Annotated in this window: 17 protein-coding genes and 1 pseudogene; 12 read left to right on the top strand and 6 right to left on the bottom strand. The window is 69.4% G+C overall.

All coding sequences use genetic code 11. The annotated features are described in order from the left end of the window. Positions 1 to 2: 2 nt before the first annotated feature. Entirely contained in the window at positions 3 to 902 is a 900-nt protein-coding gene (locus tag test1122_RS06355) for a hypothetical protein (RefSeq protein ID WP_232268179.1), read from the bottom strand. Positions 903 to 1125: 223 nt separating this feature from the next. After that, complete coding sequence (gene rpsT, locus test1122_RS06350) at positions 1126 to 1392, bottom strand: 30S ribosomal protein S20 (protein ID WP_232268178.1); 267 nt, start codon at positions 1390 to 1392, stop codon at positions 1126 to 1128. 188 nt (positions 1393 to 1580) lie between these two features. Here rpsT and lepA point away from each other — a divergent pair, with 188 nt between their 5' ends. From lepA to hemW, 4 genes are all read left to right on the top strand, one after another. Next, positions 1581 to 3455, top strand: a complete 1875-nt coding sequence (gene lepA / locus test1122_RS06345; RefSeq protein ID WP_232268177.1) for a translation elongation factor 4 — start codon at positions 1581 to 1583, stop codon at positions 3453 to 3455. Positions 3456 to 3565: 110 nt separating this feature from the next. Further along, positions 3566 to 3886 carry a hypothetical protein gene (locus test1122_RS06340; protein WP_232268176.1) on the top strand — a complete coding sequence of 107 codons (321 nt, stop codon included), beginning with the start codon at positions 3566 to 3568 and terminating at the stop codon, positions 3884 to 3886. 164 nt (positions 3887 to 4050) lie between these two features. Next, a complete protein-coding gene (locus tag test1122_RS06335; RefSeq protein ID WP_232268175.1) occupies positions 4051 to 5943 on the top strand; it encodes an AMP-dependent synthetase/ligase in 1893 nt (630 codons plus the stop codon). Between the two features lie 464 nt (positions 5944 to 6407). Beyond that, positions 6408 to 7640, top strand: a complete 1233-nt coding sequence (gene hemW / locus test1122_RS06330; RefSeq protein WP_232268174.1) for a radical SAM family heme chaperone HemW — start codon at positions 6408 to 6410, stop codon at positions 7638 to 7640. Here hemW and test1122_RS06325 read toward each other — a convergent pair. Next, positions 7637 to 8494 (bottom strand): DUF3097 domain-containing protein, encoded by an 858-nt coding sequence (locus test1122_RS06325; RefSeq protein ID WP_232268173.1) that lies wholly within the window; start codon positions 8492 to 8494, stop codon positions 7637 to 7639. The genes hemW and test1122_RS06325 overlap by 4 nt on opposite strands. A gap of 13 nt (positions 8495 to 8507) precedes the next feature. Continuing rightward, positions 8508 to 9218, bottom strand: coding sequence for an MBL fold metallo-hydrolase (locus test1122_RS06320; RefSeq protein ID WP_232268172.1), 711 nt, complete (start codon positions 9216 to 9218; stop codon positions 8508 to 8510). A gap of 189 nt (positions 9219 to 9407) precedes the next feature. Here test1122_RS06320 and hrcA point away from each other — a divergent pair, with 189 nt between their 5' ends. The 6 genes from hrcA (at position 9408) to test1122_RS06290 (ending at position 15717) form a co-directional block, all read left to right on the top strand. Then, positions 9408 to 10424 carry a heat-inducible transcriptional repressor HrcA gene (hrcA, locus tag test1122_RS06315; RefSeq protein WP_232268171.1) on the top strand — a complete coding sequence of 339 codons (1017 nt, stop codon included), beginning with the start codon at positions 9408 to 9410 and terminating at the stop codon, positions 10422 to 10424. Continuing rightward, complete coding sequence (gene dnaJ / locus test1122_RS06310; RefSeq protein ID WP_232268170.1) at positions 10425 to 11552, top strand: molecular chaperone DnaJ; 1128 nt, start codon at positions 10425 to 10427, stop codon at positions 11550 to 11552. A 399-nt stretch (positions 11553 to 11951) separates the two neighbouring features. Beyond that, a complete protein-coding gene (locus tag test1122_RS06305) occupies positions 11952 to 13052 on the top strand; it encodes a nitronate monooxygenase (protein ID WP_232268169.1) in 1101 nt (366 codons plus the stop codon). After that, positions 13049 to 13786, top strand: a complete 738-nt coding sequence (locus test1122_RS06300; RefSeq protein ID WP_232268168.1) for a 16S rRNA (uracil(1498)-N(3))-methyltransferase — start codon at positions 13049 to 13051, stop codon at positions 13784 to 13786. Before test1122_RS06305 ends, test1122_RS06300 begins: the two co-directional genes overlap by 4 nt. A gap of 649 nt (positions 13787 to 14435) precedes the next feature. Continuing rightward, positions 14436 to 14789: a histidine triad nucleotide-binding protein gene (locus tag test1122_RS06295; protein ID WP_232271787.1), complete on the top strand. Its 354-nt coding sequence runs from the start codon at positions 14436 to 14438 to the stop codon at positions 14787 to 14789. Positions 14790 to 14793: 4 nt separating this feature from the next. Then, on the top strand, positions 14794 to 15717 hold the full coding sequence (locus test1122_RS06290; protein ID WP_232268167.1) for a ribonuclease Z: 924 nt from the start codon (positions 14794 to 14796) through the stop codon (positions 15715 to 15717). On the opposite strand, the gene test1122_RS06285 is transcribed toward test1122_RS06290, so the two are convergent. Both test1122_RS06285 and test1122_RS06280 read right to left on the bottom strand, forming a co-directional pair. Then, entirely contained in the window at positions 15659 to 16285 is a 627-nt protein-coding gene (locus test1122_RS06285) for a class I SAM-dependent methyltransferase (protein WP_232271786.1), read from the bottom strand. The genes test1122_RS06290 and test1122_RS06285 overlap by 59 nt on opposite strands. Before the next feature lie 78 nt (positions 16286 to 16363). Continuing rightward, positions 16364 to 17671 (bottom strand): annotated as a pseudogene (locus test1122_RS06280) (6-phospho-beta-glucosidase); the annotation flags it as partial. On the opposite strand from test1122_RS06280, the gene test1122_RS06275 reads away from it, so the two are divergent. Together test1122_RS06275 and test1122_RS06270 are read left to right on the top strand one after the other, a co-directional pair. Next, a complete protein-coding gene (locus test1122_RS06275; RefSeq protein WP_232268166.1) occupies positions 17670 to 18794 on the top strand; it encodes a carbohydrate kinase family protein in 1125 nt (374 codons plus the stop codon). The pseudogene test1122_RS06280 and the gene test1122_RS06275 overlap by 2 nt on opposite strands. A gap of 114 nt (positions 18795 to 18908) precedes the next feature. After that, positions 18909 to 19910: a PhoH family protein gene (locus tag test1122_RS06270; protein WP_232268165.1), complete on the top strand. Its 1002-nt coding sequence runs from the start codon at positions 18909 to 18911 to the stop codon at positions 19908 to 19910. Positions 19911 to 19921: the final 11 nt, after the last annotated feature.

Below are 19921 nucleotides of genomic sequence, written 5' to 3'. Positions count from 1 at the left end.
CTTCAGATATCGCCCTCGCCGCGCTTGGGCGGCGCGGTGTTTTCCGGGGTGCTGGAGTCGTCAGGGCTGTCCGCGTCATCGGCGTCGTCCGCGTCCGCTGAGCCCGCCGAGCCTTCCGGCTCCTTCTTCAGCGCCTCAAGCGTGGCCTTCGTATCGGACGTCAGCATGTCCCGGAGCCGGTCCTTGGTCGGCTGCTCGGTCCTGGTGGCGCTGGACAGGTCGTTCCAGTCCAGCGTGGTTTCCACCCAGCCGTCCCGCACCGCCAGCTTGGCCCAGCGCACCTTGTCGCTGCGCTTGCTCCGGTCGGTGATCAGAAAGGCTTCCTCACCGAGCCCGTCGACCGCCTCGACCTCATAGTCCGCGGTCTTGCTCTCGCGGTGCTCGTACTCCCGCATCCGAGCCTCGAACTCGCCCTCCGGATTGGCCCTCTTGTGCCAGGCCACCTGGAAGCTCACATACGTTGTGTCGTAGCTGCGGGCGCCGGGCGCTTTCAGCCGGACGCTGCAGTAGCTGGAGTCCAGGGCGTCCTGCTCGGATGAGTACTGGGTGGGTTCGCGGTCCGTGTCCTCCGAGTAGTGCCCCCGCAGGGCGGAGCGGTCGAAGGCCCGGCACATATCGCTGTGGAAGTGGTAGCCCGCCAGATCGGACTCGGGCTCCTTCTCCCCGAAGCCACCGGTGGCGATCATCGCTGCGGTCCAGACGGCCGAGGCGAGAAAGGCCCCGCTTACGCCCCACAGCCAGCCGGGCAGACCCTTGCGCGGTGGGGAGGGTGGTGCGGCGGGTGGCCCTGGTGGCGCGGGCGGCGGCATCGCCGCTCCGTAGGCCATGGTGGGCTGCGGCTGCGTATACGGATGTGAGCCGGACTGCGCGTAAGGGTTTGGCTGTTCCCCCGGTATGGACATGCGAAGAAACATACCCGTCGGCACACCGAAGGCCCCAACACCCCCTGGGGAAAGGGGACGCGGGGCCTCCGGACAAGGTCCTGACAGATCCTGCTGAGTGCACCGCACCCGCGTGGCGAACGCAGGCCGCGTGCGGCGCTTTGGGTTGTGTACCGGTCGGAGCGGCTAGAGAGAGGGGGCCGCTGAGCCCGTACCGGCGGAAGGGGGCCGGAGCCCCCGCGGATCACTTCTGAAGCGAGGCGACCTGCTGGGCCAGCGCCGACTTCTTGTTGGCGGCGTTGTTCTTGTGCAGCACGCCCTTGCTGACGGCCTTGTCGAGCTTGCGGGACGCGGTACGAGCGGCCTCGGTGGCCTTCTCGGCCTCACCGGAAGCAACGGCCTCGCGCACCCGGCGGATCGCGGTCTTGAGCTCGGACTTGACCGCCTTGTTGCGCTGGCGGGCCTTCTCGTTGGTCTTGATCCGCTTGATCTGGGACTTGATGTTCGCCACGAATGAGCCTTTTCAGGTTCGGAGAATTTGTTTCGGTGCCGGTGTGGACCTATGAAAGAGGGCACCAGGCACAGTCGCCCAGCCTACCAGCAGGCCCTTCGGCCTCCCAATCCGGACCTTGCACGCCTCTCATGGGACCATAGGAACCGACGTATCGATCCGAGCCATGACCCTGACAGGACCCCTGCGTGCCCGCGACCCCTTCGAACGTGCCGGAGCCGAGCCGTACCGACCCGGCGCTGATTCGCAACTTCTGCATCATCGCGCACATCGACCACGGCAAGTCGACGCTTGCCGACCGGATGCTCCAGCTCACCGGCGTCGTCGAGCAGCGACAGATGCGCGCCCAGTATCTCGACCGTATGGACATCGAGCGTGAGCGCGGCATCACGATCAAGTCCCAGGCGGTGCGGATGCCCTGGTCGCCCACGCAGGGCGAGGACGAGGGCAGCCCGCACATCCTCAATATGATCGACACCCCGGGCCACGTTGACTTCACCTATGAGGTCTCCCGCTCCCTCGCCGCGTGCGAGGGCTGCATTCTGCTGGTGGACGCGGCCCAGGGCATTGAGGCACAGACCCTCGCCAACCTCTATCTGGCGATGGAGAACGACCTCACGATCATCCCGGTCCTCAACAAGATCGACCTCCCGGCCGCCCAGCCCGAGAAGTTCGCCGCTGAGCTGGCGCACCTCATCGGCTGTGCGCCGGAGGATGTGCTGAAGGTCTCCGCCAAGACGGGCGAGGGTGTCGAAGAGCTGCTGGACGAGGTCGTCAAGCTCGTCCCGGCCCCGGTCGGTGTCAAGGACGCCCCCGCCCGTGCGATGATCTTCGACTCGGTCTATGACTCCTACCGGGGCGTGGTGACCTATGTGAAGGTCGTCGACGGTCAGCTCAACCGGCGCGAGCGCATCAGGATGATGTCCACCAACGCCACCCATGAGCTGCTGGAGATCGGCACGAACTCGCCCGAGATGACCCCTGCGGACGGGCTCAGCGTCGGCGAGGTGGGCTATCTGATCACTGGTGTGAAGGATGTCCGCCAGTCCAAGGTCGGCGACACCATCACCCAGCAGCACAAGGGCGCCACCCAGGCGCTGGCCGGTTACAAGGACCCCAAGCCGATGGTCTTCTCCGGCCTCTATCCGCTGGACGGCTCCGACTACCCGGAGCTGCGCGACGCCCTGGACAAGCTCCAGCTCAATGACGCCGCGCTGGTCTACGAGCCGGAGACCTCGGCCGCCCTTGGCTTCGGCTTCCGCGTCGGCTTCCTCGGGCTGCTCCACCTTGAGGTGATCCGGGAGCGGCTGGAGCGCGAGTTCGGGCTTGATCTGATCGCTACCGCGCCCAATGTGATCTACCGGGTGGACATGGAGGACGGCACCGAGCATGTCGTCACCAACCCCAGCGAGTTCCCCACCGGCAAGATTGACAAGGTCCATGAGCCGATGGTCCGCGCGACGCTGCTGGCCCCCAGCGAGTTCGTCGGCGCGATCATGGAGCTGTGCCAGTCCCGCCGTGGCAACCTCCAGGGCATGGACTACCTCTCCGAGGACCGGGTGGAGCTGCGCTACACCCTGCCGCTCGCCGAGATCGTCTTCGACTTCTTCGACGCCCTCAAGTCCAAGACCCGTGGCTACGCCTCGCTCGACTACGAGCCCACCGGCGAGCAGTCCGCAGACCTGGTCAAGGTCGACATCCTGCTGCACGGCGACAAGGTGGACGCGTTCTCCGCGATCGTCCACAAGGACAAGGCGTACGCGTACGGGGTCCGCATGGCCACGAAGCTGCGTGAGCTCATTCCGCGGCAGCACTTCGAGGTGCCGATCCAGGCCGCCATCGGCGCCCGGGTCATCGCCCGGGAGACCGTCCGCGCGATCCGCAAGGACGTTCTCGCCAAGTGCTACGGCGGTGACATCTCCCGTAAGCGGAAGCTGCTGGAGAAGCAGAAGGAAGGCAAGAAGCGGATGAAGGTCGTGGGCCGGGTGGAGGTCCCCCAGGAAGCCTTCATCGCTGCTCTCTCCACCGATGACAGCGGCGGCGAGGCCAAGTCCAAGAAATAAGCCGCTGCGGCTGTTCGGGTGAGTTGGCGGAAACCGTTTGGTTTCAGTGATCCCAGATGCGGATGCGTCTCGTTACGTAGGGCGGATGTCGCTACGGAAGGGATACTGAAGTGAGGAACTCGAAGGCCGCCGCTGTCGTCGTCGGCTCCATGATGGCCGTGGGCGTCGCGGCTTCGCCGGTGTCGGCAGCCGACCAGGGCGGGCTCGCTCTGAAATCCGCACTGGCCGAAGACGGCCTGGTCTGCGGCACGCTCAAGGGCCTGAACACGTCCGCGGACAACGTCACGGTGGACCTCGGGGAGCGCTACCCGAAGTACGACCTTCAGCCGGGTGGCGTGGTGGAGCAGGTGTGCGACACCACTACCACCCTGAACCCGCTCCTCGCGGGCGATGGCGGGAACTCGTTGCTGGGTGGCCTGCCCGTCGGCTGACGCCGGGGCGGGCCGTTTGCTCGCGGTGCGCGTGCGGCTACCTTCGGTGACTCAAATTGGGCAGGTCACAGCCCCTTACGTACGGGGGCCGGGGCCTCTAGTCTGATCACCGCTCGAGAGTTACTCGTGAGTCACCAGCAAAGCAGCGGGCCCCGGAGGATGTCGTGACCGACACGCAATCAATGATCGAAAACCGGCCGCCCTCCGTGGCGACGCTCTTCCTGGAGCGGATCGAAGCCACCCCGGCCGGAGAGGCGTACCGTTACCCCGTGCCCCCCGCCACCGGTGAGGGACCGGACGAGTGGAAATCGTACAGCTGGGCTGAGGCGGCAGAGCGGGTTTTCGCCATTGCCGCCGGACTGATGGATCTGGGCGTGCAGCCCGAGCAGCGGGTCGCGATCGCCTCCAACACCCGGGTCGACTGGATCCTCTCCGACCTGGGCATCCTCTGCGCGGGAGCGGCCACCACCACCGTCTACCCCAGCACCAACGCCGAGGAGACGGCGTACATCCTCGCTGACTCCGAGAGCCAAGTGGTGATCGCCGAGGACACCACTCAGCTCGCCAAGGTGCGGGAACGCCGTGCCGAGCTGCCCAATCTCAAGCATGTCGTGCTGATCGACGCTGAGGGGGAGGGCCGTACGGACCTCGCTGACCCGGAGGGCTGGGTGCTCAGCTTGGACGAGCTGATGCAGCGCGGCTCGGCGTATCTGGAGAAGCACCCCAACTGTGTCAAGGACAGCGTCGCCTCACTCCAGCCCGACCAGCTGGCGACTCTCATCTACACCTCGGGCACCACCGGTAAACCCAAGGGCGTGCGGCTGCCGCATGACTGCTGGTCGTACATGGCCAAGGCGATCGTCCAGGCAGGGCTTGTGGCCAGCGAAGATGTGCAGTACCTGTGGCTTCCGCTGGCGCATGTCTTCGGCAAGGTACTGACCGCCGCTCAGATCGAAGCCGGTCATGTCACGGCCGTCGACGGCCGTATCGACAAGATCATTGAGAATCTGCCCGTTGTCCAGCCGACCTATATGGCCGCGGTGCCACGCATCTTCGAGAAGGTCTACAACGGAGTCGCCACCAAGGCGCGGGCGGCCGGGGGCGCCAAGTACAAGATCTTCAAGTGGGCGGCGGAAGTTGCCCGGGAGTACGGCAGGGTCACCCAGGAGAACCTTCGCCGCACGGGTACCGCTTCCGCGCCGAGTGGACTCAAGTTCAAGCACGCCATCGCTGACAAGCTCGTCTACACCAAGCTGCGGGACGCCTTCGGCGGCAGACTGCGTGCCGCCGTCTCCGGCTCGGCCGCGCTCGCTCCGGACATCGGCTACTTCTTCTCCGGCGCCGGCATCCACATCCTGGAGGGCTACGGCCTCACCGAGTCCAGCGCCGCCAGCTTCGTCAACCCCGGCGAGGCCTACCGCACCGGCACCGTGGGCAAGCCGCTGCCCGGCTGCGAGGTCCGGATCGCCGACGACGGCGAGATCCTGCTGCGTGGCCCGGGCATCATGCAGGGCTACCACGGGCTGCCGGAGAAGACCGCCGAGGTCCTGGAGCCCGACGGCTGGCTCCACACCGGCGATATCGGTGAGCTGTCCGACGACGGCTATCTGCGGATCACTGATCGCAAGAAGGACATGTTCAAGACCTCCGGCGGTAAGTACGTCGCCCCGGCCGAGGTCGAGGGGCAGTTCAAGGCGGTGTGTCCGTACGTCTCCAGCATCATGGTGCACGGCGCCGACCGTAACTTCTGCACCGCGCTGATCGCCCTCGACGAGGTGGCCATCATGGGCTGGGCGGAGGAGCACGGTCTGGACGGCAAGAGCTATGCGGAGGTCGTCGGCTCGGAACAGGTGCGCGAGCTGATCAGCGGCTATGTGGATCGGCTCAATGAGGGGCTGCAGCGCTGGCAGACGATCAAGCAGTTCCGGATCCTGCCGCGTGATCTCGATGTCGAGCATGGTGAGCTCACGCCGAGCCTGAAGCTTAAGCGGCCGGTGGTGGAGCGGGAGTTCGGCCATCTGCTGGAGGAGATGTACGAGGGCTCCCGCGAGGCGTAAGAGGGAGGCACCCTTCTTAACGGCGCCCGCCCCTCCTTAACGGCGCCCTCGCGCCTCTCGGCGCCGGGGGCGCCTCGAGGGCTTCCCAGCTCTGGACTCCGTCCGTCGGTAGTGGCTGAGCGCCGCTGTCGGCGGAGGGAGTTCCCCTAACCCAGCCCCTTCCCGAAACTGGGGGCTGACGCCCCCAGACCCCCGCCCCGTGTTGTGGGCACTCGCAGCCCCGCGAGGGGCTGTGGGTGGGCACAACCCGGCCACGGCCCGCACAGGGCCAACCCCGGGGCCCCGGGGCAAAGCCCCGGTTACGGGAAGGGGCGGGGTACGGGGAAACCCACCACCGGCACCCCCGCAGCCGGGCGAAGCCCCGCCGTGCGGCGGAGCGGCATATCGGTACAGCCGGGAAGGGGCGGCATAGGGGAAACCCGCCGCCGGGCCTGGGGCGGGTACGGATGCCGGACAATGGGCGTATGCCATCCGCACTGCCCGATGGGCACCCCATGCCCGACGACGGGACGCTGCCCGCACATGCCCTGGAGGGCAGCGCCGAGCGCCCGCTCGGCTTCTATCTGCATGTGCCGTACTGCGCGACGCGCTGCGGCTACTGCGACTTCAACACCTACACGGCCAGTGAGCTGCGCGGCTCCGGCGGCGCACTCGCCTCACGGGACAACTACGCCGAGACGCTCGCCGAGGAGATCCGGCTCGCCCGCAAGGTGCTGGGAGATGATCCCCGGCCGGTCGAGACCGTGTTCGTCGGGGGCGGCACCCCGACGCTGCTGCCCGCCGCGGACCTGGGGCGGATGCTCGCCGCGATCCGGGATGAGTTCGGCCTTGCGGAAGGCGCGGAGATCACGACGGAGGCGAATCCCGAGTCCGTGGACCCGGCGTATCTGGCCCGGCTGCGGGAGGCGGGCTTCAACCGGGTCTCGTTCGGGATGCAGAGCGCCCGGCAGCATGTGCTGAAGGTGCTGGACCGTACACACACGCCGGGCCGCCCGGAGGCCTGTGTCGCCGAGGCACGGGCGGCCGGGTTTGAGCACGTCAATCTGGACCTGATCTATGGCACGCCGGGGGAGAGCGACGATGACTGGCGGGCATCGCTGGCCGCCGCGATCGGCGCCGGGCCGGATCATGTCTCCGCGTATGCGCTGATCGTCGAGGAGGGTACGCAGCTCGCCCGGCGCATCCGCCGTGGTGAGGTGCCGATGACCGATGATGATGTGCACGCCGATCGCTATCTCATCGCCGAGGAGGCGCTGTCGGCCGCGGGCTTCGGCTGGTACGAGGTGTCCAACTGGGCGACGACCGACCGAGGCCGCTGTCGGCACAATGAGCTGTACTGGACCGGTGCGGACTGGTGGGGCGCGGGCCCCGGAGCGCACAGCCATGTCGGTGGGGTGCGGTGGTGGAACGTCAAGCATCCGGGTGCGTACGCGCAGGCCCTCGCGGAAGGGCGGTCGCCGGGGGCGGGGCGGGAAGTCCTCACGGCACAGGACCGTCGCATTGAGCGGGTCCTCCTTGAGCTGCGGCTGGTGGAGGGATGCCCGCTGGATCTCCTCGCCCCCGCTGGGGCGGCGGCCGCGCGGCGGGCGCTGGGGGACGGTCTCCTGCGGCCCGACGCGTACGACAGCGGCCGGGCCGCGCTGACCCTGAGAGGGCGGCTCCTGGCCGACGCGGTCGTCCGGGATCTGGTGGACTAGCTGCCCCCGGTGGGGCCGCCCACCGTCACATGGTCGATCAGCCGCTCCACCGGACCGAGGAGATCGGGCTGAAGGTCGCGGTATGAGGTGACGGCGCTCAGGATGCGCTGCCAGGCGGCTCCCGTGTTCCCGGGCCAGCCCAGCGCGCGGCAGACCCCGGTCTTCCAGTCCTGGCCGTGTGGCACCCGGGGCCAGGCGCCGATGCCGACGGACGCCGGCTTCACCGCCTCCCAGATATCGATGTAGGGGTGGCCGACGATGAGGACGTTCTCATCGGTCACCGCTGCGGCGATACGGGACTCCTTTGAGCCCGGCACCAGATGGTCCACCAGGACGCCGAGGCGGGCCTCGGGGGTGGGCGAGAAGTCCTTGACGATGGCCGGGAGGTCGTCGATGCCCGCCAGATACTCCACGACCACGCCCTCGATCCGCAGATCGTCGCCCCACACCTTCTCCACCAGCTCCGCGTCATGGCGGCCCTCGACATAGATACGCCCCGCCCGGGCCACCCGGGCCCGGGCGCCGGGCACGGCGAGGGAGCCGGAGGCGGTGCGCCGTGGTGGGGCAGGTCCGGTGGGTGTGGTGGCAGTGGCGGGCCGGGGCCGGATCAGCGTGACGACCTTGCCCTCTAGCAGAAAGCCCCGTGGCTCCATGGGGAAGACCCGGTGCTTGCCGAAGCGGTCCTCCAGCGTCACGGTCGGGCCCTGGGCTGTCTTCTCGCAGCGGATCACCGCCCCGCAGAAGCCGGTGGTGACCTCCTCCACCACCAGATCCGGCTCCGCCGGGACCTCCGGCACCGGCTTGCTCCGCTGCCATGGGGGCGTGAGATCCGAGCTGTACCGCCTGCTTCGCATGGACGCCATTGTCCTACGGATGAGCGAAGCGCCCTGCCAGCAGGTCCCGTTGGGCGCGTACGAAGGCCGCGTCGACCACAGCTCCGTGCCCCGGCACATACGTCGCGTCCTCGCCGCCCAGCGCCAGCAGCCGGTCCAGCGCGGCGGGCCACTGGCCGGGCTGGGCGTCCGGACCGGCCTGGGGGTCGCCGGACTCCTCGACGAGGTCGCCGCAGAAGACGACCTCCGGCTCGCCCGGTACGAGAACGGCCAGGTCATGGCAGGTATGCCCGGGGCCGACATTGGCGAGCAGTATCTGGCGCTCACCCAGCGCCAGCGTCAGCTCCCCGGACACCTGGTGGTGCGGGGCGACCAGGACATCCACGGCCTCAGCCGCCGCGTCGGGGTCGACACCATGCCGGATGGCGTCCTCACGGAGCTCCTCCACGGCGCGGTGACCGGAGAGCAGGAGTGCCGTGCCGACCGCGCCGTAGACCTCCACCCCGGCGAAGGCGGCCGTGCCCAGGACATGGTCGAAGTGCGGATGGGTCAGCGCCACATGTGTGACCGGCAGCCCGAAGAGTTCAACGAGCTGCCGCCGGGTCTCCGCGCCGTCACGCAGAGTGGCGCCGGTGTCGACGACGAGCACCCCCGCAGAACCGGCGACCGCCCCGATCGTCTCGTCCCAGCCCGGCATCCGGCGTCGTACGACTCCCGGCGCGAGCTCTTCCCAAGTGGGCTTCATACGGCGACGCTAGCGCCACCACCAAGGGCGCGCTCACTGAGAGCCGGACCGTGCGCGGTACCGTCGGTCCGGCCGCCCTTGCCCTGGCTGCGGCACCCGGCCGTACACTGGCTCAGGGAGCTGGCACTCGGATCAGAGGAGTGCCAAAGTGGATGATCGTCAGACCACGGCCGGACGGAGGTGCGCGGAATGCTCAGTGAACGCAGACTCGAGGTGTTGCGCGCCATCGTCCAGGACTATGTGGGCACCGAGGAGCCGGTCGGCTCCAAGGCCCTGACCGAGCGGCACAATCTCCAGGTCTCCCCGGCGACCGTGCGCAATGACATGGCCGCCCTGGAGGACGAGGGGTTCATCGCTCAGCCGCATACGAGTGCCGGCCGTATCCCCACCGACAAGGGCTACCGGCTCTTCGTGGACAAGCTGGCGGGTGTCAAGCCACTGTCCTCTCCGGAGCGCCGGGCCATTCAGAACTTCCTCGACGGAGCCGTCGACCTCGACGATGTCGTGGGACGCACGGTGCGGCTGCTGGCGCAGCTCACCCGGCAGGTCGCCGTGGTGCAGTACCCCTCGCTGACCCGCTCGACGGTGCGGCATGTGGAGCTGCTGTCACTGGCGCCCGCGCGGCTGATGCTGGTGCTGATCACGGATACCGGACGGGTCGAGCAGCGTATGGTCGACTGCCCGGCGCCCATCGGTGAGACCACCGTGGCGGATCTGCGGGCCAGGCTCAACAGCTGCACCGTGGGCCAGCGCTTCACCGAGGTGCCGCAGCTGGTGCAGGACCTTCCGGACTCCTTCGACCTGGAGGACCGGGGGACGGTCTCGGCGGTGCTGGCGACCCTGCTGGAGACCCTGGTTGAGGAGACCGAGGAGCGGCTGATGATCGGCGGCACCGCCAATCTCACTCGTTTCGGTCATGACTTCCCGCTGACCATCCGGCCTGTGCTGGAGGCGCTGGAGGAGCAGGTCGTCCTGCTCAAACTGCTCGGGGAGGCCAAGGACTCGGGCATGACCGTACGTATCGGGCATGAGAATGCTCACGAGGGTCTGAATTCCACCTCGGTGGTCTCGGTCGGTTACGGTTCCGGCGACGAGGCAGTCGCCAAACTCGGCGTGGTCGGACCGACCCGCATGGACTACCCCGGAACGATGGGAGCGGTACGCGCAGTGGCACGTTACGTCGGACAGATTCTCGCGGAGTCGTAAGTGGCGACGGACTACTACGCGGTCCTCGGCGTACAGCGCGATGCCTCGCAGGACGAGATCAAGAAGGCATTCCGTCGGCTGGCCCGTGAGCTGCACCCGGATGTGAACCCGGATCCGAAGACCCAGGAGCGGTTCAAGGAGATCAACACCGCTTACGAGGTGCTTTCCGACCCGCAGAAGAAGCAGGTCTACGACCTGGGCGGGGACCCGGCGGGCGGCGCGGCCGGCGCTGGCTTCGGAGCGGGCGGCTTCGGCAACTTCTCCGACATCATGGACGCTTTCTTCGGCACCGCCGCACAGCGCGGGCCGCGTTCGCGCACCCGGCGGGGCCAGGACGCCATGATCCGGCTCGATATCGATCTGGACGAGGCGGCCTTCGGTACGACCAAGGAGATCCAGGTCGACACCGCGACGGTGTGCACCTCCTGCAGCGGTGAGGGCGCGGCGCCCGGCACCTCGGCACAGACGTGCGACATGTGCCGTGGGCGCGGTGAGGTCTCGCAGGTCACCCGGTCCTTCCTGGGCCAGGTCATGACCTCGCGGCCGTGTCCGCAGTGCCAGGGCTTCGGCACGGTCGTGCCGACCCCGTGCCCCGAGTGCGCGGGTGACGGGCGGATCCGCTCGCGGCGCACCTTGACGGTGAAGATCCCGGCCGGTGTGGACAACGGAACGCGGATCCAGCTGGCCGGTGAGGGTGAGGTCGGGCCCGGCGGTGGCCCGGCTGGTGACCTCTATGTCGAGATCCATGAGAACCCGCACTCGGTCTTCCAGCGCCGTGGCGACGATCTGCACTGTACGGTCACCATCCCCATGACGGCGGCTGCGCTGGGCACGAAGTGCCCGCTGGAGACGCTGGACGGTGTGGAGGAGGTCGACATCCGGCCCGGTACTCAGTCCGGCCAGTCAATCCCCTTGCACGGGCGCGGCGTCACTCATCTGCGTGGTGGCGGCCGGGGTGACTTGATCGTTCATGTCGAGGTGCAGACGCCCAGCAAGCTGGAGCCGGAGCAGGAGGAACTGCTGCGGAGGCTTGCGAAGCTGCGGGGCGAGGAGCGGCCATTGGGCCAGTTTCAGCCGGGCCAGCAGGGCTTGTTCTCCCGCCTGAAGGACGCCTTCAACGGCCGCTGACGGAGGATGCGGGCGGAGGGGGTTTTCCCCAACCCCGCCCCTTCCCGAAACCGGGGGCTGCCGCCCCCAGACCCCCAGGTGTTGTGGGCACTCGGGCCGCCCGAGGGGCGATGGGGGTCCCCCCATGCCCTTAAGGCTATGGGGGAGGGTGGGCACAACACCGGCCACCGGCCCGCACCGGGCCAACCCCGGGGTCCGGGGCGAAGCCCCGGTTCCGGGAAGGGGCGGGAATTGGGGAAACCCACCCACGGCACCCCCGCAGCCGGGCGGCGCCCCGCCACGCGGCGGAGCCGCATATCGGTAGAGCCGGGAAGGGGCGGGACGGGGAGAATCCCCGCGCGGAGCGGACGGCTCCGGCCCACCCGTAGCGGTCATACCGCACCGTGCCAGGATGTAGCCATGTCCTCCGCCCTGACGACGCTCTCCGCTCTGTCCGAGCACCCCATCGTGCAGGCCCCCATGGCCGGTGGCGCTTCCTGCCCGGAGCTGGTCGCCGCCGTGAACGGGGCCGGAGGCCTCGGCTTTCTCGCCGCTGGGTACAAAACCCCGGAGGCGATGTACGAGGAGATGAAACAGCTGCGACGGCTGACCGATCGCCCCTTCGGGGTGAACGTCTTTATGCCGCAGCCGTCCACCGGCCCCGGCAGCGACACCTCGGCCGCGGTCGAGGTCTACCGGGAACAGCTCTCGGGCGAGGCCGCCTGGTACGAGACCGAGCTCGGCGACCCCGACCAGGGCACGGACGACGCCTACGAGGGCAAGCTCGCGATTCTCTACGACGACCCGGTGCCGGTGGTCTCCTTCACCTTCGGCTGCCCGTCCCGCCGGGTCCTGGAGAACTTCACCAAGGTCGGCACGGTGACGGTGGTCACCGTCACCTCGGTCGCCGAGGCACAGACCGCCCAGTGGTCCGGCGCCGACGCCATCTGTGTGCAGGGCATTGAGGCAGGTGGCCACCAGGGCACGCACCGGGACACTGCGCAGTCCGACGGGTTCGGCGCCGGGGTCGGGCTGCTCTCGCTGATTACGCAGATCAGCGAGGCCGTCCAGCTCCCGATCATCGCTGCGGGCGGGCTGATGCGTGGCGGCCAGATCGCCGCCACGCTCGCTGCGGGCGCCACCGCCGCCCAGCTCGGCACCGCCTTTCTGGTCTGCCCGGAGTCCGGGGCGCACACCCTGCACAAGGAGGCCATGACCAATCCGCTGTTCACCCGCACCGAGCTGACCCGGGCGTTCTCCGGGCGGCCCGCGCGCGGGCTGGTGAACCGTTTCATGCGGGAGCACGGGCCGTACGCGCCCGCCGCCTATCCGCAGGTGCACCACCTCACGGCGGGGCTGCGCAAGGCGGCCGCCAGGGCCGGGGATCCGCAGGGCATGGCGCTGTGGGCGGGGCAGGGCCACCGGATGGCCCGCTCGCTGCCGGCCGGGCAGCTGGTCGAGCTGCTGGCCGCCGAGCTGGAGATGGCCCGTGGCGGGCTGACCAACCGGGGAGCGGGATGACGGCGCCGGTCTTCCTTGCCGAGACGGACCGGCTGGCCGTCGGCACGGTGCTGCTCGATGGACCAGAGGGGCGGCACGCTGTCTCGGTACGGCGGCTGCGGGCCGGTGAGGAGATCGTGCTCACGGACGGTGCGGGCACCGGGGCGTACGGCACCGTGCTGGCGGCCGAGGGCAAGGACCGGCTGGAGGTCGCGGTCACCGAGGTCCGTACCGAGGCCGAGCCGCAGCCGCGCATCACCGTGGTCCAGGCGCTGCCCAAGGGGGACCGGGGCGAGCTGGCCGTGGAGACCATGACCGAGACCGGTGTGGATGCCGTCGTGCCGTGGACGGCCTCCCGTTGCGTCACCCAGTGGAAGGGTGAGCGTGGGCAGAAGTCGCTGGCCAAGTGGCGTGCCACCGCACGGGAGGCGGGCAAGCAGTCCCGTCGGCTGCGCTTCCCGATCGTCGAAGAGCCCGCCACCACCCGGCAGTTGACGCCGCTGCTCTCCGGCGCCGACTTCGCGGCCGTGCTGCATGAGGAGGGGAGCGAGCCGCTGGCCACCGCCGAGCTTCCCACGGACGGTGAGATCGTTCTGGTCATCGGGCCGGAGGGCGGTGTCTCCCCGGAGGAGCTGGCCGCCTTCGCGGAGGCGGGCGCGAAGCCGTACCGGCTGGGCCCGAGCGTGCTGCGCACCTCCACCGCGGGCACGGCCGCGGTGGCCTTGCTGCTGGGCCGTACCGGCCGCTGGAGTTGAGCCGCGTCACGGCCCGGTCGGTGGGCGAGGGTGGCTGAATATCGGTGTTCCGCCAGGTGGGGGGCGGTGGGACGCTGGCGGTATGAGGGCGTTACGCCTCATCGGCGCCATGGGCGCGGCCGGAGTGCTGGTCGTCGGGGTCGCGGCGTGCGAACCGGCGGCCGACAGTGGCCTGAGCGCCTTCGCGGTGGCCGTCGCCACCGACCAGGCCGGGACCCGGGCGCTGGAGCGTGAGGGCGTCAAGGTCAAGTGGCTGAACTGCACCTCGACCGTGGGCGAGCGGGCCACCGGGGATGCCTCTCCCAGCGTGCGCGGCGTCGCCACGGTGGACTGCCTGGGTGAGACCGAGGACCGTAAGAAGATCACCATCAACGGGCAGGTGACGGAGGAGACCGGCGGCCGCTGCGTACGTGGCGATCTGACCGCCAAGGTCGCCGGTGAGACCGTTTTCCAGGCGAACGCCCTGGGTAACTGCGGCGCGCGCCCCACCAGCACGCCACCCGCACCGCCGACGCCGCCCGAACCACCCGCCCCCACGGGCAGGGAAACGGTGACCGAGACGGTGACCGTCACCGCCGATCCCGCACCGAGTGCCCCTGCGAGCCGTCACCGCAGCAGAAGTAGGAGCATGACCGGTAGCATCCGCTCCATGGCTGGAGAACCGCAGGCCGACTGCCTGTTCTGCAAGATCGTCGCGGGCGAGGTCCCGGCGACCATCATCCGGGAGACGGAGACGACCGTCGCCTTCCGGGACATCAACCCACAGGCACCCACCCATGTTCTGGTGATCCCCAGGGTGCACTACGCCAACGCCGCCACCCTGGCCATCGCCGAGCCGGGGATCACCGCGGATGTGCTCCGGGAGGCGGGCGAGGTCGCCGCGCAGGACAAGGCGGAGTCGTACCGCGTCGTGTTCAACACCGGTTCTGGCGCGGGCCAGACCGTCTTCCACGCACACGCCCACGTCCTCGCCGGACGTGGCCTGGAATGGCCTCCCGGATAATTCCTTGTCAGTTCGCGAACTGGTCGTTCTCGGCACCGCCAGTCAGGTCCCGACCCGGCACCGCAACCACAACGGCTATTTCCTGCGCTGGGACAGCGAGGGCATCCTCTTCGACCCCGGCGAGGGTACGCAGCGTCAGATGGTGCGCGCCGGGGTGGCCGCGCACGATCTCACCCGGCTGTGCGTCACCCACTTCCACGGCGACCACTCACTGGGCCTGGCCGGGGTCATCCAGCGCATAAACCTCGACCGGGTGCCACACCTGGTCACCGCCCACTTCCCGGCCAGCGGCCAGCGCTTCTTCGACCGGCTGCGCTACGCCACCGCGTACCGCGAGACGGTGCAGCTCCACGAGGAGCCGGTCCGTTCCTCCGGAGCCCTGGCCACCACACCCGCCTTCACCCTGACCGCCCGTAAGCTCTCCCATCCGGTGGAGTCCTATGGCTACCGGCTCGTTGAGCCCGACGGCCGCCGGATGTTGCCCGACCGGCTCGCCGCCCATGGCATCACGGGGCCGGACATCGGCCGCCTCCAGCGGGCGGGCGAGCTGCGCGGCGTTCCGCTCACCGAGGTGAGTGAGCACCGCCCCGGCCAGCGCTTCGCCTTCGTCATGGACACCCGTCTGTGCGATGGAGCCTATGAACTGGCGGACGGCTGCGACATGCTCGTCATCGAGGCCACCTTCCTGGACGAGGATGCCGGCCTCGCCAAGGAGTACGGCCACCTGACCGCGGGACAAGCGGGCCGGATCGCCGCCGTATCCGGGGTCCGCCACCTCGTCCTCACCCACTTCTCCCAGCGGTACAGCGCACCCGAGGCCGCTGAGGTCTTCGCGGCGCAGGCCCGCGCGGCGGGCTTCGAGGGTGAGCTCACCGTCGCCCGGGACCTGCTGCGGGTCCCGGTGCCCAAGCGGGCAGCGTCTGGGTAACGCGCCACAGCCGCCGGGGCAGTTCACCCTCCTCGAAGGCGTGCACCTCATCGAGCCGCCAGCCCCGTGCCAGGGAGTCGACGAGGGCGCGGTCGAAGAAGTGCACGGCGAAACCACCGTGCTCATAGATGTCATCGCCATGCGCGGTGCCCGAGCCGTAGTGGGCATCGCCGGTGTGGCGGACCGTATAGACGAAGGTGCCGCCGGGGCGCAGCACACGGCCGATCTCGGCCACCGCGGCGTGGATCTCCGCCGTGGACAGCGCCATGCAGAGCAGCATGTGCGCGAAGACGGCGTCCACGCTGTGGTCGTCCAGCGGCAGCGGGGTCCGTACATCGTGGACCAGGGTGGTCACCCGCTCCCCGACGCCCGACCGCTCGGCACGCTCCCGCAGCTGTGCCAGGCCGTCCGCGCTGAAGTCCGCGGCCTGTACGGAGAATCCGCGCCGGGCGAGATACAGCGCGTCGCGGCCGTGCCCGGCGCCCAGCTCCAGCACCTCGCGCGCACCCGCCGCCTGAAAGACGTCCGCAGCGTAGGTGGCGGGCCCGGAGGGCTCGGTGCCGTACATCTCCGGGTGGGCGCGGTAGGTCTCCTGCCAGTGCCGCCGCTGTGCCGCCGCCAGCTCGTCAGCGGGCGTCCCCGCCCAGGCCGCCCGCTCCAGAATCCGGTCCGCCACCGCCGGGGAGTCGACCAGCGGATGCAGCGCCAGGGCGCGCAGCGCCGCCTGCCATGAGCCGGTGGCAGCGGCCTCGACCGTCGCCCGCTCCACGGCTTTGAGCTGGAGCATCAGACCCAGCTCCGCCTCCCCCAGCGGGGCGCAGGGCAGCGGCCGGGCGCCCTCGGCGCCGACCTCGCAGACCGTTTCGATGATGGCGTCATCCGGCAGCTGCGGGACCGTGCCCTCGTTCGGCACATTGAGGATCAGCCTCGTCCGCTCGTCGCGGGAGATCGCCCGCATGAGGGCGAGCGCCACCTGCTCATAGCCACCGCCGTCCAGATCACAGCTGTCCCGGGACCAGCCGCCGGTGGCCGCCCGGCTGTCGGCCATATACGTTTCCTCGCGCTCCAGCCGGGTGCGCTCCCACAGCTCATACGCCGCCGATGGATCCTTAGCGGCCTCCTGGAAGAACGCGTCCTGCTGCCGCATCAGGAACTCACCCCGGGTCTCGGCGGCCGCCCGGACCGTATGCAGCGTTTCCCGGCGGAAGTAGTAGTAGTGCAGATACTCGTTGGGCAGTGACCCCAGCGCCTGCAGCCACTGAGCACCGAAGAGCCTGCCCTCCTCAAAGGAGGCCAGCGCCCCCGGGTCGGCCAGCAGCCCGGGCAGCAGATCGCGGCCGTCGAGCGTCAGGGAGCGCAGCCAGCCCAGATGGTTGAGCCCGGTGTAGTCGTAGCCGACGGCATCCGGGTCGGCGCCCGCCGCGCGGGCCGCACGGCGCACCAGGCCCACCGGGGAGTCGCAGATGCCGATCACCCGCTCACCCAGCACCGCCGACATCGCCTCGGTCACCATGCCCGCCGGATTGGTGAAGTTGATGACCCAGGCCCGCGGGGCCACCGCCCGCACCCGCTCGGCGATCTCCAGCGCCACCGGGATCGTCCGCAGCCCGTAGAGCACGCCGCCCGCGCCCACCGTCTCCTGGCCCAGCACCCCCTCGGCCAGCGGGATCCGCTCATCCCGGGTCCGCCCGGCCGTGCCGCCCACCCGGATCGCGGAGAAGACGAAATCCGCACCGCGCAGCGCGTCATCGAGGCTGTCGGCGATACGCACCCGGGGGACCGCTGGAGAGCCGCCGGGCCCGCCCATCCGTTCCAGTACGGAGCCGATGACCCCGAGCCGTACCGCGTCGGTGTCGTACAGCGTCACCTCGGTCACCGGACCGGGATTCCGCGTCAACGCTCCGTACACCAGCGGCACCCGGAAGCCGCCCCCGCCGAGAATTGAGAGTCGCATGATACGGACCGTACTGGGCTTCCGGCAGACTGAAGGCATGCTCGACCCGCTCGCCGCTGTGCGCACCCCCCAGGATCCGGCCTGTGATGTGTATCTGACCGGGACCGTCTTCCTGGACATCATCTTCACGGGCCTGGATTCCGCACCGGTGCGCGGCACCGAGTCCTGGGCCCGGGGCATGGGGTCCAGCCCCGGCGGGGTCGCCAATATGGCCACCGCCCTGGCCCGGCTGGGCCTGCGGACCTGCCTCGCGGCCGCCTTCGGTGACGATGTGTATGGCTCGTACTGCTGGGACTCGCTCGCCCATGGCGAGGGCGTTGATCTGCGGCTGTCGCGTACGGTGCCCGGCTGGCACTCGCCGGTGACCGTCTCCATGGCGTACGAGGGCGAGCGGACGATGATTTCGCACGGCCATGAGGCCCCGCCGCCGGAGCAGCCCATGCCCGGGCTGCCGCACTGGGGGGTGCCCCCGGCCCGGGCCGCTGTCGCCTCGCTGGTTCCCGGGGAGCCGCAGGAGTGGATCGCCACCGCCGCCGCCCAGGGCAGCCGGATCTTCGCGGATGTGGGCTGGGACGACACCGGGCGCTGGGAGCTGGCCGAGCTCACCGATCTGCGGCACTGCGAGGCGTTCCTCCCCAACGCCGGGGAGGCCATGCGGTACACCGGCACCGACTGCCCGCGCGCCGCCGCCCGGGCGCTGACCGAGCATGTGCCGCTCGCCGTGGTCACCATGGGCCCGGACGGCGCGTACGCCGCCGACGGCCGTACCGGGCAGACCGCCGAGGTGCCGGCCATCCCCGTTGAGGCCCTGGACACCACCGGCGCCGGGGATGTCTTCACGGCGGGCTTTCTGATGGGTTCCCTCGCCCAGTGGCCGCTGGCGGACCGGCTGGCCTTCGCCGGGCTGGCCGCGGCGCTGTCGGTGCAGGAGTTCGGCGGTTCGCTGTCGGCTCCCGGCTGGTCGGAGATCGCCGCCTGGTGCCACCGGGTGCACGCCTGCCCCGCCCAGGACCCCGCGGAGCTGTGCCGCTACGGCTTCCTGCGGGTGCTGCTCTCCGACAGCGAGCGGCCCTGGCCGCTGCGGCGGGCCGTACCGACCATCGGTTTCCGTCAACTCCCGTAACCCTCCGTAGGGGTCGGTGCGAAAGGGCTCGGGCTTGTCATAGTCGCGTCGTACCCTGATAGCGCAGGCACATAGCAGCGACAGAGAGGGATGTGCAGGCCACAGAGCCAGCCCATGACGCAGACATCCACAGAACAGGCAAGTGCCCACTTCGCCGTCCCCAGCAAGCACCCCATGGTGACGGTGCTCGGGTCCGGTGACTCCCTGCTGCGTGTGATCGAGAAAGCGTTCCCCGCTACGGACATCCATGTCCGGGGAAATGAGATCAGCGCGACCGGTGATGCCGGGGAAGTCGCCCTTATCCAGCGGTTGTTCGACGAGATGATGCTGGTGCTCCGGACCGGCCAGCCGATGACGGAGGACGCGGTGGAGCGGTCCATCGCGATGCTCCGCAGCGCGGAAGACGGTACGGGCCGCGTCGATGAGACACCCGCCGAGGTGCTCACCCAGAACATCCTCTCCAACCGCGGCCGCACCATCCGCCCCAAGACGCTCAACCAGAAGCGGTATGTCGACGCCATCGACCAGCACACGGTCGTCTTCGCGATCGGCCCGGCGGGCACCGGCAAGACCTACCTCGCCATGGCCAAGGCGGTGCAGGCCCTGCAGTCCAAGCAGGTCAACCGGATCATTCTGACCCGGCCGGCGGTGGAGGCGGGCGAGCGGCTCGGCTTTCTGCCGGGCACGCTCTACGAGAAGATCGACCCCTATCTGCGGCCGCTCTACGACGCGCTGCACGACATGCTCGACCCCGACTCCATCCCCCGGCTGATGGCCGCCGGGACGATCGAGGTCGCGCCGCTGGCGTATATGCGCGGCCGGACGCTCAATGACGCCTTCATCATTCTCGACGAGGCACAGAACACCAACCCCGAGCAGATGAAGATGTTCCTCACCCGGCTTGGTTTCGACTCCAAGATCGTGGTCACCGGTGATATCACCCAGGTTGACCTGCCGGGCGGGACCAAGAGCGGACTGCGCCAGGTCCAGGAGATCCTTGAGGGCCTGAACGACGTCCACTTCTCGCGGCTCAGCAGCCAGGATGTCGTCCGGCACAAGCTGGTCGGCCGTATCGTCGACGCGTACGACCGCTACGACGACCGCAACGGAAAGTAACCCGCCAGCAC

This window comes from Streptomyces gobiensis, assembly GCF_021216675.1.
Taxonomy (GTDB): Bacteria; Actinomycetota; Actinomycetes; order Streptomycetales; family Streptomycetaceae; genus Streptomyces; species Streptomyces gobiensis.
This window is presented reverse-complemented; position numbering and strand designations above follow the sequence as displayed.